Source organism: Intestinimonas sp. HCP28S3_D6, assembly GCF_052065695.1.
GTDB lineage: Bacteria > Bacillota > Clostridia > Oscillospirales > Oscillospiraceae > Intestinimonas.
Window position 1 is genome coordinate 24430 of the sequence record NZ_JBQHTM010000022.1, and the last position, 11670, is coordinate 36099.

12 protein-coding genes are annotated in these 11670 nt (G+C 60.4%); 8 read left to right on the plus strand and 4 right to left on the minus strand.

What is annotated here, in order from left to right; all coding sequences use genetic code 11:
• Window positions 1-22: 22 nt before the first annotated feature.
• The gene (locus ACTNBK_RS08925; protein ID WP_441145440.1) at window positions 23-748 is read right to left on the minus strand and encodes an amino acid ABC transporter ATP-binding protein; all 726 of its coding nucleotides are present in this window, start codon (window positions 746-748) and stop codon (window positions 23-25) included.
• 2 nt (window positions 749-750) lie between these two features.
• Window positions 751-2181, minus strand: coding sequence for a glucuronate isomerase (gene uxaC, locus ACTNBK_RS08930; protein WP_441145395.1), 1431 nt, complete (start codon window positions 2179-2181; stop codon window positions 751-753).
• 355 nt (window positions 2182-2536) lie between these two features.
• Between uxaC and ACTNBK_RS08935 the strand changes: the two genes are divergently transcribed.
• A complete protein-coding gene (locus ACTNBK_RS08935; RefSeq protein WP_441145397.1) occupies window positions 2537-3211 on the plus strand; it encodes a GntR family transcriptional regulator in 675 nt (224 codons plus the stop codon).
• A 47-nt stretch (window positions 3212-3258) separates the two neighbouring features.
• On the opposite strand, the gene ACTNBK_RS08940 is transcribed toward ACTNBK_RS08935, so the two are convergent.
• Together ACTNBK_RS08940 and ACTNBK_RS08945 are read right to left on the minus strand one after the other, a co-directional pair.
• Window positions 3259-4740: a UxaA family hydrolase gene (locus ACTNBK_RS08940; RefSeq protein WP_441145399.1), complete on the minus strand. Its 1482-nt coding sequence runs from the start codon at window positions 4738-4740 to the stop codon at window positions 3259-3261.
• Entirely contained in the window at window positions 4737-6197 is a 1461-nt protein-coding gene (locus tag ACTNBK_RS08945) for a tagaturonate reductase (protein WP_441145401.1), read from the minus strand. Before ACTNBK_RS08945 ends, ACTNBK_RS08940 begins: the two co-directional genes overlap by 4 nt.
• Window positions 6198-6808: 611 nt before the next feature.
• Here ACTNBK_RS08945 and ACTNBK_RS08950 point away from each other — a divergent pair.
• The 7 genes from ACTNBK_RS08950 to ACTNBK_RS08980 all read left to right on the plus strand — a co-directional run bounded on the left by ACTNBK_RS08950 (window position 6809) and on the right by ACTNBK_RS08980 (window position 11670).
• Window positions 6809-7198, plus strand: a complete 390-nt coding sequence (locus ACTNBK_RS08950) for a sigma-70 family RNA polymerase sigma factor (RefSeq protein WP_441145403.1) — start codon at window positions 6809-6811, stop codon at window positions 7196-7198.
• Window positions 7199-7347: 149 nt separating this feature from the next.
• On the plus strand, window positions 7348-7710 hold the full coding sequence (locus tag ACTNBK_RS08955) for a hypothetical protein (RefSeq protein ID WP_441145405.1): 363 nt from the start codon (window positions 7348-7350) through the stop codon (window positions 7708-7710).
• The gene (locus ACTNBK_RS08960; RefSeq protein ID WP_441145407.1) at window positions 7707-7922 is read left to right on the plus strand and encodes a helix-turn-helix domain-containing protein; all 216 of its coding nucleotides are present in this window, start codon (window positions 7707-7709) and stop codon (window positions 7920-7922) included. The genes ACTNBK_RS08955 and ACTNBK_RS08960 overlap by 4 nt, the downstream gene beginning before the upstream one ends.
• Window positions 7919-8578 carry a helix-turn-helix domain-containing protein gene (locus tag ACTNBK_RS08965; RefSeq protein ID WP_441145409.1) on the plus strand — a complete coding sequence of 220 codons (660 nt, stop codon included), beginning with the start codon at window positions 7919-7921 and terminating at the stop codon, window positions 8576-8578. Before ACTNBK_RS08960 ends, ACTNBK_RS08965 begins: the two co-directional genes overlap by 4 nt.
• A 339-nt stretch (window positions 8579-8917) precedes the next feature.
• The gene (locus ACTNBK_RS08970; RefSeq protein ID WP_441145411.1) at window positions 8918-9337 is read left to right on the plus strand and encodes a hypothetical protein; all 420 of its coding nucleotides are present in this window, start codon (window positions 8918-8920) and stop codon (window positions 9335-9337) included.
• The gene (gene mobP3, locus ACTNBK_RS08975; protein ID WP_441145413.1) at window positions 9325-11286 is read left to right on the plus strand and encodes a MobP3 family relaxase; all 1962 of its coding nucleotides are present in this window, start codon (window positions 9325-9327) and stop codon (window positions 11284-11286) included. Before ACTNBK_RS08970 ends, mobP3 begins: the two co-directional genes overlap by 13 nt.
• Before the next feature lie 171 nt (window positions 11287-11457).
• Window positions 11458-11670 (plus strand): hypothetical protein, encoded by a 213-nt coding sequence (locus ACTNBK_RS08980; RefSeq protein WP_441145414.1) that lies wholly within the window; start codon window positions 11458-11460, stop codon window positions 11668-11670.

Sequence of the window (11670 nt, forward strand, 5' to 3'; positions counted from 1 at the left end):
CTTCCTCCTTGAATATTGTGAATCAGAGCATTTTGCTCAGGAAATCCTGCAGGCGCTTGTTTTTGGGATGCGTGAAGAATTCCTCAGGCTCGCTGTCCTCCACGATATGGCCGCCGTCGATGAAGATCACCCGGTCGGCCGCCTCGCGGGCAAAGCCCATCTCGTGGGTTACCACCAGCATGGTCATGCCGTCGGCGGCCAGCTTCTTCATGACGTCCAGCACCTCGCCCACCATCTCGGGATCCAGGGCGGAGGTGGGCTCGTCAAAGAGCATCAGCTCCGGCTTCATGGCCAGGGCCCGGGCGATGGCGATGCGCTGCTGCTGCCCGCCGGAGAGCTGGTTGGGATAGGCATCCCGCTTGTCCGCCAGCCCCACGGTCTTGAGCAGACCCATGGCCTGCTCCTCACAGCCCTTTTTGTCCCGCTTCTTCACCAGCGTGGGTGCAAGCATGATGTTGTCAATGACAGTCAGATGCGGAAACAGATTGAACTGCTGGAATACCATGCCCATGCTTAACAGCTCTTTGGTGGCGCTCTTGTTGTCGGCGCTGACCAGATCAATGCCATGGTAGAGGATCTGACCTCCTGTGGGCTCTTCCAGCAGGTTCAGACAGCGCAGGAAGGTGGACTTGCCGCAGCCGGAGGGGCCTACGATGGCCACCACCTCGCCAGGCTCGATGTCAATGTCGATGCCCTTGAGCACCTCATGCTTGCCGAAGCTCTTCTGGAGCCCCTTAACACTGATCATACTCATACCGTATCTGCCCCCCGTAAGTGATACTGCTCAAAGCCAAAGTAGCGGACGCTGTTTCGATAGGAGATATCGGCTGCCAGCCGCTCCAGTGCGGGCCGGTCATCCGGGAATTCACCGTTCTCTACCCAGCGGCCCAGCAGGCCGCAGAGGATCCGACGGAAATACTCATGCCTGGTGTAGGACAGGAAGCTGCGGGAGTCGGTCAGCATACCGATAAAGTTGCCCAGCAGGCCGCCGGCGGCCAGATTCGTGAGCTGGGCTTCCATGCCCAGGCGATGATCGTTGAACCACCAGGCCGAGCCGTGCTGCAATTTACCCGCCGTACCAGAGCCCTGGAAGCAGCCCATCAGGCTTACCAACGCCGCATTGTCGCCCGGCTCCAGGGAGTAGAGGATGGTGCGGGGCAGCTCTCCGCTCTCTTCCAGTTCACTCAGGAAGCAGGCCAGATCCGGCAGATTCACCCCCGGGCCGATACAGTCGTAACCGGTATCCGGGCCCAGCGCCCGGAACATCCGGCGGTTGTTGTCCCGCTGGGCGGAGAAGTGGAGCTGCATGGCCCAGTCCCGCCGGGCATACCCTCTGGCGAAGAAACTCAACAGGGCCGACTTGTACTGCCACATCTCCTGACGGCTGACCGGTTCCCCCGCCAGCCGACGCCTCAGGATGCCGTCCAGCTCCGCCTCGGAGGCGGGGAGGAAGCACAGGTTGTCCAGTCCGTGGTCGGACACCTTGCAGCCGTGAGCCGCGAAAAAGTCCATCCGCGCGTCCAGCGCGGCGGTCAGGCTCTCCCAGCCGGTGATGGGTACGCCGGACGCCTTGGCGAGCCTGTCTATGTAATCGATAAAGCCCGGCTTTTCCACATTGACCGCCTTATCCGGCCGAAATGCGGGGAGTACTTTGGTCTCCAGGGAGCTATCCGCGGCCAGCTTCTCGTGCCACTCCAGGCTGTCCGCCGGATCGTCGGTGGTACACAGCAGCGTCACATCGGACTTGCGCAAGATCTCCCGAACATGCATACCATCGCCGATCACCCGGCTGCAGTGGTCCCAGACCTCTCCGGCATTGTCCGCCGTCAGGTGGCCCTCATATCCGAAGTAGCGGCGCAGCTCCAGGTGGCTCCAGTGGTACAGGGGATTGCCTACTGCCCGCTCCAGGGCGGCGGCCCAGGCCTGAAACTTCTCAAAGTCGGAGGCGTCTCCGGTAATATATTTCTCGTCCGTTCCGTTGGCCCGCATCAGGCGCCATTTGTAATGGTCCCCGCCCAGCCAGAGCTGGGTGAGATTGTGGAAGACCTGATCCTCCGCGATCTCTCTGGGGCTCACATGGCAGTGGTAGTCCAGTATGGGCATCCGCTCCGCCGTGCCGTGGTAGAGCTCCTTTGCCGTGTCAGTGTCCAACAGGAAATCTTCATCCAGGAATGCTTTCATGGCTTTCCGTCCTTTCCGGCACCCCGCCCCCTCCGGCCTCAGCGGGTCATCACGCGCCGGGCGTGCGCTGGGGGTTTTATCCAAAGAATGGCGCGCGGCCTTGTGATATATCTGTAATATATCTACAAGCTAAACTGTAACATAGTTTGTCAGTCCCGTCAAGTGATAAACCGGCAATTCTATCATGAAAATAATTTTCAAATGCCTGAAATTGTGAATTTACTACAAATACACCCCCTTCACCCCATACCCGGACACCTTGACCGCACAGAAAGATACTGCTATAATTGGGTGGATAAAGGGCTTGGCTCGAAGGGTTCTCCGAACCCATCACATATATCAGGAGGCAATGTCAATGGCGGCAGTGGCGGAAAAGCGGCAGGGCAGTTTGTCCCGGATTGCATACGACCAGATCAAAACCATGATTCTCCAGAAAGATCTGATTCCGGGGCAGTTTGTCAATGAGGCTCAGCTTCAGCAGCTGCTGGGCCTGGGCAGGACGCCGGTGCGGGAGGCGATTCTGGCCCTGGCGCAGGACAATCTGGTTCGGGTGCACCCCCGCCGCGGCATCGAAATCACCCGCCCCACCCCCAAGGACATCCACGATATCTTTGAAATCCGCCTGCTGTTGGAGCCGCTGGTGCTTCGGCAGTGCTTCTACCGGGTGGATCTCCAGTGGGCGCTGGACATGCGCGCCCGGCTCATCCAGCACCAGGACGACGAGGCCGGCAACGCCGGGCAGACCGCCGCACCGCTGATTGATCTGGACAACCAGTTCCACCTGGCGCTGGTGGATACCCTGCATAACCAGTACGCCTCCCAACTGATGCGCAGCCTCACCGACTACCTGAACCTGATTCGGATCACCGCCTGGCGGCCCAGCCGCTATCAGGTCAGTAACCGGGAGCATATCGCCATTCTGGACGCCATCATCGAGCAGCGGATGGAGGACGCCTGCCAGCTTCTGTCCGATCACATCCAGCTCTCCTATCAGGAGGCCATCAACACCATGCTCCACGCCTCATTCTGAAACAAAGGCCCGCCGCGGATATCCCGCGGCGGGCCTTTCTGCTCTGCCTAGAGGGTAACGCCGTCTTTCCAGATGGCAATCTCCCGATACCCCGCCCGCTCGGAGCGGGTGGGGTTTCCGGAGGCCGTATCCAGTATCAGCCGGAACAGTGCTTTGGTGTGTTCTTCCCAGCCGTCTCCACGGGCCAAGCCTCCGGCATTATAATCAATCCATTCACCCTTCCGGCCGGCCAACTCAGAGTTGGTGGCGATTTTGAGGGTGGGCACCGGCGCACCGAAGGGGGTGCCCCGGCCGGTGGTGAAGAGGATCAGGTGCGCGCCCGCCGCCGCCAGTCCGGTGGTGGACACCAGGTCGTTCCCCGGGGTCTGGAGCACGGACAGGCCGCGTCTGCGCACCCGCTCCCCATAGCGGAGCACGTCGGCCACCGGGGCGGTTCCGCCCTTCTGAACGCAGCCCAGCGACTTCTCCTCCAGCGTGGTGATGCCGCCCGCCTTGTTCCCCGGCGACGGGTTTTCATAGACCACCTGTCCATGGCGGACAAAGTAGTCCTTGAAGTCCTCCACCAGGGCGGGCAGGGCCCGGGCCGCCGCCTCGTCGGCGCAGCGCCGGAAGAGCACGCTCTCCGCCCCGAACATCTCCGGCACCTCCGCCAGCAGGGCGGAGCCGCCCATGGCGGTCAGCCGGTCGGTGACCCGGCCCACCAGGGGGTTGGCCGTAATGCCGGACAGGCCGTCGGAGCCGCCGCACTTCAGGCCGATAACCAGCTCCTCCGCACAGATGTCCTCCCGCCGATCCTCGGCTGCCCGGTCTGCCAGGCCGCGCAGCAGCCGTTCCCCCTCCGCCAGCTCGTCTTCCACAGACTGGCACTCCAGGAAGGCCACCCGCTCCTCGTCCCAGTCCTTCAGCAGCGCCTGAAGCACCTGGATGCTGCTGTTCTCACAGCCCAGGCCCAGCACCAGCACGCCGCCGGCATTGGGATGACGGATCAGCCCGCAGAGGATCTGCCTGGTATGTTCCTGATCGTCACCCATCTGAGAGCAGCCGTAGGGATGGGTCCAGGCGTACACGCCGTCCACCTTCCCCTCCAGCTCCGGCCCAAGGCGACGAGCCAGCGCCTGGGCCACGCCGTTGACGCAGCCTACCGTGGGGACAATCCACAGCTCGTTGCGGATCCCCACGCCGCCGTCCCGTCGGCGGTACCCCAGGAAGCTCTCTGCGGGCAGAGGACACTGTTCTGGCTTCATGATGTGGGCCTCCACGGCGGCACCGGTCTCCAGTCCGGTGCCCAGATTGTGGGTATGCACCCACTCTCCCGGCCGGATGTCTGTCTTTGCCCTGCCAATGGGGCAGCCATATTTGACCACCTCCGCGCCTGCGGCGATGGGCGCCAGGGCCACCTTGTGTCCCTGGGGGATATCCTGGCGGGCGGTAACCGCCGTCCCTTCCACCGCCACGGTCTCCCCCGCCCTGATGGGGGTCAGGGCTACCGCCACATTGTCCAGGGGGTGAACCCGCAGCGCCTGGTTCATCGTTCCACCCCCTTGCCGCAGGCGGCCAGGGATGCCGCCATGCCCTGCGTGCGGATCTGCTCCAGAGCACGGGCCGCCGCCGGCACAAAGCCAGGCAGCTCCGCCAGATCCCTCCCCCAAAAGTCCTGCCGGGACGCGAAGCCCCTCACCAGCATCGCCGCGTCCTCGTCCCGATGCTCTGCAAAAAATGCCAGCACCGCCGGATCATCCCGGATCGCGTAGGCCTCACCGTCCCGGCGCCCCTGGCTGTAAAACGCGCACAGGGCCGCGAAGGAGAAGGCCAGGCGGCGGGGAACCGCGCGGAAGCTCGACAGATAGGCCTCCACACTGGGCAGCACCCGCGCCCGCCATTTGGAGACTGAGTTGAGGGCAATATCCAGCAGCCGGTGGTCAATATAGGGGTTGTCGAAGCGCTCCTCCACCGCCCGGGCAAAGGCCTCGCAATCCTCCCTGGGCAGTGAGAGCGTGGGGATGATCTCCTCAAAGAGCGCCCCTTCCAGGTAGGCACGCACATCCGGGTCTGCCATGCTGTCCCGCACTATGTCGTGGCCCGCCAGATAGGCGGCAGCTACCATAGCTGTGTGTCCTCCATTGAGTATGCGCACCTTCTGTTCCTTGTAGGGGTGGTGATCCGGAACAAATTTCACCGGCAAGCCGGCCTGTGGTGCCGGGAACTGCTCCGCAAGCTCCTCCGGCCCCTCAATCACCCACAGGCCGAAGGGCTCCGCCACGTCCAACAGGCGGTCCTCCAGGCCGAAGTCCCTGTTCATCCTGTCAGCCTGCTCCCGGGGATACCCGGTAACAATCCGGTCCACCAGGGTGCTGCAGAAGGTATTCTCCTCCTCCAGCCACCGGAGGAATCCCTCCCCCAGCGCCCAGTCCCGGGCATGGCGAAGGACATAGTCCCGCAGCACGGCTCCGTTATCGGCAATCAGCTCGCAGGGGAGGATCAGGTAGCCGGGCAGGCCGGCCTGATACCGCTCCCACAGCAGGCGGGTCAGCTTGGCCGGGAAGCTGGCAGGGGGGCGGTCTTTCGGCGTGCAGGAGGCGTCGTAGACAATGCCGGCCTCTGTGGTATTGGAGATGATCAGGCACATATCCGGGTTGTGGGCGGTCTCCAGGAATGCGTCGTATTCCTCATATACATCCACTGCCCGGCTGATACAGCTGATCACCCGGCGCTGATCCACAGCCGCCCCATTCAGGCGTCCCCGCAGACAGAGCTGATAGAGCCCCTCCTGGCTGTTGATGCGCCCCGTCTTTCCGGCAGAAGCGGGCGGGACAACCACCACCTTGCTCTGAAAGTTTGCCCGCTCATTCATAACGTCAATAAAGTGGTCCGCAAAGCCCCGCAGGAAGTTGCCCTCTCCAAACTGCAGCACCCGCTCTGGGGCCTGGCACAGGAGATAACCATTGTAGCCCTGCCGCTCCAGGGCCGCATAGCTGAGTTGTTCCATGAAAACCCTCCTTCTGTCCGGATAGCCTTTATCATAATACAAAGGTCTGTGCTTGTAAAGGGTACGGGACTAACGGGCCAGTGAATAAAGCACGAGATGGATAACAGAGCACCCAGCCTGCCGCAAGGGACAGTCCGGCGTATTTGCGGACATTTCTACAGGCCTTGGAGCCCTGCGGGAAATAATGGTTCCACCGCTTCCCTCTTCCTTTGGGCAACGAAAACTTTACACTAACTATATACACAAGTATACACAAGCAAGTTTTCATTTGTAAGCAACCCCTTTGAAACAGTGTTGACAAAGAGTACTGGCTGACCGTTAGTGGCTTTAGCTCAGATACTCCCTTGTCTCATTTCCGAGAGAAATTGTCTGCCAGCAGATCCACAGTTCTTGACAGGGGAAAACATTTATTCTATATTGAATATAGGCGAAAGCCGAAACTCGCAGCTTTCCGGTGAGGTCCACACCCCGGTGGGACCTCAGACATTCATGGGCCTCGTAGGGCACCACAACCACCCTGAACGAAGGGAACCTCCATGAAGGTCTTCAGTATTTGGCGCTGTGCCGGCAGCGCGGGTGTGCACCTTTCCGTAAAAGCGGAAAGGATGCAAATGAACGACACGGTCGTTATTTCCTATCGTGGCCAGCAAGTATCAGTGCCAAAGGAGGTCGCAGACTTCCTTGAGCAGGATCGGAAGCGGGAACAGGCGCAGGACAAGCGGGACCAAAGGCATCTGAGTAGAAGTACGTTTGAAACGGTGCTGTCCGGCTCAGACAGCGTCAGGCGTCCTGTGGAGGATGCGGTGCTCCGGAACCTCCAGCTTGAAACTCTGCGGAAAGCCGTCGGCAGCTTGGGCGGCCAAGATCAGGATCTCATCCAACTCCGATATGGCAGAGACCTGACCATGGAGGAGATCGGGACGGTCTACGGCGTGTCCAAGGCGGCAGTATCAAAGCGGCTGAAAAAGCTCCACAAAAAGTTGAGGGACTCTGTCTCATGACAGGGCCCCTCAACTTTTTTCATTTCCTGGTTTACAAACCGCCTGTAAGTGTCCTGATTAGTAGAGGGCAAACTTTCCGGATTTCGGAACCCCCGGCTCTGGCCGCGGCCGGGAGGCCCTAAATGGAACTTACAGAGGAGTGGAGGATCATGAATGTATTTGAAGAAACCACAAAACAGTTGCTGCAAGCCTTGATCGCCAATGCCGAAAAGGAAGCCATGGACTACATCCTTCAGGAGATGCAGACGGTCCTGGGGGAGGAGATGCCAGAGGCGGATGCGGTGCGGACCTATCTGCAAGATCCGGATAACTCCACGACGCTCAGTGCGGAGCAGCAGATCGTGGCCATGGACAAGCTGCTGGAGTGTGCGGAGGTCAACCTCCGTACACTCTGCGACCTGATCCGCTATCAACAGTTGAAGGATGCCGGTGTGGTTAACTCTGTAAAAGAGTTTCTACACCTGGTTCATCCAGATGACGCCTGCGATATCTCAAAGGAGGATACTGATTGAGGAAATCCGAATACAACTCCTACGATGACCTATCGCTGTTCCTCAACGCAGAAACGGTGGCAAAGATGTTGGGCGTATCACCGTCCAGCGCCTATGAGCTGCTGCATGAGGATGGCTTCCCCACGCTGCGCGTGGGCAGCCGCATGGTGGTGCCCAAGGAGCAGTTCCTCCAATGGGTGTCCGACCACACGGAAGGAGGTGGGCGCAGATGAGTTCCCAGCCATTACGTCGTAACCCAGTCAGATATCGGTTCGCCCTGCCCAATCAGGTCTGGGGATGGAAGCTCAAACCACCGGCCTTTGCGGTGCTGGCATACCTCTGTTGGCTGCACAGTCATGGTGACAACAGAGGTGTCCCTGACCCGGGCAGCCTGGCAGCGCGGCTCCATATGAGCCCGGCTATGGCGGCGGCCAGCCTGGGGGAACTGCTCCGGCGCGGCCTTGTCACCCAGGATCTCACCCCGACCCTTCCCCGCGGCGGCGGGAGGGCGGGGCGCTTCTTCACCCTGCCCTATGAGATCTTCTGCCTGGATCTGGGCCACGGCGTAATCGCCGTGTACGCCTACCTGCTCTGCTGTGAGGACCGCCGCACCCATCAGTGCCACCCCAGCTACGCCACCATCTCCGCCGCCACCGGCTTGGCAGTCAACACTGTGGCAAAGCACATCGGCAAGCTGGCAGATCAAAAGTTCATTACGGTGGAGCGCACCAGCTACGTGGATGACAAGGGGATGAAGTGGAACGGCAATAACTGCTACACCATCCTGCCCATCCGGGCGGCGGTGGAGGCATTCCACCGGAAGCAGCTGGAGAAGCTGGAGGAGACGGTGGAGAAGCAGCAGATCGCCGAGCTCCTGACGGCAAAGTAGGGCCACCCGGTAAAGGCCCCCGTGACCGCCTGTGAGCCCTTGTGTGCCTCGATGGGGGGAGGGGCAGGTCCCTGCCCCTCCCGGGGGCTTGGAGGGCCGGTTCGGCCCGGTTTCGGAGGCCCTCCAAGGGACGAAGGACGAAGCAGGATAAACGCCGGGGGCGCCGTTGGCGCCTCCGGCCGGTCACTTCGCCCCGCAGTGCGGGTCGTTACGGGGTTTTGCGGTGTATCAAAAGTGGGGTCAAAAACAGGCAGCGGGGATCACGTTTGTGGTCACAATCCCCGAACCCCTACTGCCATAACGAAAAAACAGGGGTCACGCCCCGGAAAGGAGCAGTTTATGGGCAAAAAAGAGAGATTCGCCTTCTATCTCACCCCGGAAAAGAAAGCCATTTTGGAGCGCCGGTTTCAGGAGGACGGGAGTCGAAGTATGACTGCCTTCGTTGAGCGGGCGGTGGACTTCTACCTGGATTACCTCAGCGCCAACGACGCCGGTCTATTCCTCCCCACCTCTATCAAGTCCTACCTGGACGGGCGACTGGGGCAGATGGAAGAACGTCTGTCCTCCCTTGCCTTCCGGCAGGCGGTGGAGCAGGACATGGTGGCCGGCATCCTGGCGGATGCCTACCAGTTCAGCAACGAGGATCTCCGCCGCCGGCGGGCAGAGAGCGTCAACAACGTGAAGAAAACCAATGGCCGCATCTCCTTGGAGCAGCGGGTACGTGGAGCCTGGGAGGAGGACGATGAGTGGCAAGACTGATCCTGAAAAGCCCTTATCTCAAGTGCGATGGCAACAATTCTGTCAGCGGCTATCTGCAATACATCGGCACACGGAAGCGGGTAGAAGTGCTCCCGGATGACCGCCCACCAACCAGAAAGCAGGAGCAGTTGGTCAGAAAACTGACAAAAGATTTCCCGGAGGCCAAAGAACTGGGCGAGTATTCTGACTACGAGGACAAGCCTACCAAAGCAAACGCCTCCGCGTTCATCACCAGGGCACTGGAGGAAAACTGGTCGGCGGTGCAGCATTCGGACGGCTATATGAAGTACATCGCTACCCGGCCCAAGGCGGAGCGACTGAGAGATCACGGCCTCTTTGGCGACGAGGACGGCGTGGATCTGGAGAAAGCAATGCGGGAGTTGGATCAGTACACCGGCAACGTGTGGACCCACATCATCTCCCTGAAGCGGGAGGATGCCGCCCGTCTTGGCTACGACAACGCCAGGGCGTGGATGAATCTGCTCCGGGCTAACCGCAATGATATCGCCGCCGCTATGAATATTTCTCCGGGAAACTTCCGCTGGTACGCCGCCTACCACGACGAGGGTGACCACCCCCATGTCCACATGATGGCGTGGTCAACGGTGCCCAGTGAGGCATACCTGACGCGGGAGGGCATCCGCAACATCAAATCGACATTGACCAATCAGATCTTCCGGCAGGAGATGCTCCACACCTACGAGCAGAAGTCCCAGTCGCGGGACGAACTGGTGCGGGAGGCACACAGGGCCATTCGACGTCTGACCCATGAAATGGTGCAGAGCATCTGCTCGGTTCCGGAGATCGAGCAGAAGATGGAACAGCTGGCTGGACAGCTGGAAACAGTCAAAGGCAAGAAGTCCTACGGATATCTTCCCAAACCAATGAAGAAAACTGTGGACGAGGTGGTGGACAGGTTGGAGGATATACCAACGGTGAAAGCTTGCTATGCCCAATGGTGCACCCTCCAAAGCGAGGTGGAAAGCTACTACCACGACAAGCCCAGAGAAAAGAAAAAGCTGTCCCAGGAGAAGGAGTTCCGACAGATCAAAAACGCCGTCATCCAGGAAGCGGAGCGCATTCGGCTGGGGGAGATTTCCTTCGAGGACACTGACCTGGCCGGCCGCGACGAACCGGAGCGGCTGCGGGGAGAGTCCTATGCCTGCTGGGAACTACAGCAGATTGTTCAGGACGACACCCTCCCCCTGGCCGACCGGGACGGCGCAGCGGAGGAATTGGAGCGGCTGGCAAAGCGAGGCGACGCCCATGCCCAATACTTGCTGGGCCAGCTCTACCGGGATGGCCCTCTGCTGATCCCGGACAGTCAAAAGGCGAAAGACTGGTTCACCCAGGCGGCAGAGCATGGTCTGCCGGAGGCACAGTATGCTCTGGGCAAACTGCTTCTCTCTGACGATCTCGAAGTCCGTGACCCGGAGGAGGGCATCCGTTGGCTGAAGCAGGCAGTGGAGAACGGGAGCCAGTGGGCCACCTACCGGCTGGGGAAGGAGTATCTGACCGGCGATGCCGTGACCAAGGATACTTCCAGGGCGGCAAAGTGGTTCACCCAGGCGGCGGAGGCAGGCAACCAGTACGCCCAGTATATGTTGGGCAAGTTGTACCTGACAGGGCAGGGAGTAACTCACGACCAGACCCAAGCGATGGACTGGTTCAGCCGTTCCGCCGCCCAGGGAAACCAGTATGCACAATTCTTCTTGGAACACCAGGATGACCTCCGTCCACCCTCCGTCATGCTGGCGGCCACCCGGTTGCTCCACTACATGGGCCAGATCTTCCGGGAGAACTCGGTGCCACCCGCCGCCCCGGTGGGCCAGCAGGTGGACCGAAAGCTGCGGCGGAAGATACAGAAAAAGAAGATCGCCATAGGCCACAAGCCGGACGATCAGGAGGAGAGGCAGAACCAGGGCGGAATGGTCATGGGTGGGATGTGACCACCTCAAAAATTACGGGGCTGTAAACAACAAAAGCCTTCGGGATCGGAACCCCAGTGGGATCTGACAGTAAAACTAACCGTCCAAATGATAACAATTTGATAATAGTTCGCCGTGCCCCTGGCTATTTTCTGTTTCTGTGGTATGTTGTGTTGCTGAGGAGGGATGACCATGACAACCAATCAAATTCCAGTCCTTCGGTGCCAATACTGCGGGAGCGACGACCTGGACCTCGGCTGGCAGCACGGCGAGGCCATCGTCACCTTCAAGAAGCACGGACTCCTGGGCAGTCGGCTGCGTTACCTGATCTGCCGCCGCTGTGGAGCCGTGGTGTATCAATGGGTGGCGGAGCCCCATAAGTTCCCGCCAGTGGGAGGTGTGTGA

What these genes read in the sequence shown, in the direction of transcription:
- ACTNBK_RS08935 (WP_441145397.1), top strand. Translation starts at nt 2,537, where the DNA reads ATGGCGGCAGTGGCGGAAAAGCGGCAGGGCAGTTTGTCCCGGATTGCA.
- ACTNBK_RS08945 (WP_441145401.1), bottom strand. Translation starts at nt 6,197, where the DNA reads ATGGAACAACTCAGCTATGCGGCCCTGGAGCGGCAGGGCTACAATGGT.
- ACTNBK_RS08970 (WP_441145411.1), top strand. Translation starts at nt 8,918, where the DNA reads ATGGGCAAAAAAGAGAGATTCGCCTTCTATCTCACCCCGGAAAAGAAA.
- ACTNBK_RS08965 (WP_441145409.1), top strand. Translation starts at nt 7,919, where the DNA reads ATGAGTTCCCAGCCATTACGTCGTAACCCAGTCAGATATCGGTTCGCC.
- ACTNBK_RS08940 (WP_441145399.1), bottom strand. Translation starts at nt 4,740, where the DNA reads ATGAACCAGGCGCTGCGGGTTCACCCCCTGGACAATGTGGCGGTAGCC.
- ACTNBK_RS08980 (WP_441145414.1), top strand. Translation starts at nt 11,458, where the DNA reads ATGACAACCAATCAAATTCCAGTCCTTCGGTGCCAATACTGCGGGAGC.
- ACTNBK_RS08950 (WP_441145403.1), top strand. Translation starts at nt 6,809, where the DNA reads ATGAACGACACGGTCGTTATTTCCTATCGTGGCCAGCAAGTATCAGTG.
- ACTNBK_RS08925 (WP_441145440.1), bottom strand. Translation starts at nt 748, where the DNA reads ATGATCAGTGTTAAGGGGCTCCAGAAGAGCTTCGGCAAGCATGAGGTG.
- ACTNBK_RS08955 (WP_441145405.1), top strand. Translation starts at nt 7,348, where the DNA reads ATGAATGTATTTGAAGAAACCACAAAACAGTTGCTGCAAGCCTTGATC.
- uxaC (WP_441145395.1), bottom strand. Translation starts at nt 2,181, where the DNA reads ATGAAAGCATTCCTGGATGAAGATTTCCTGTTGGACACTGACACGGCA.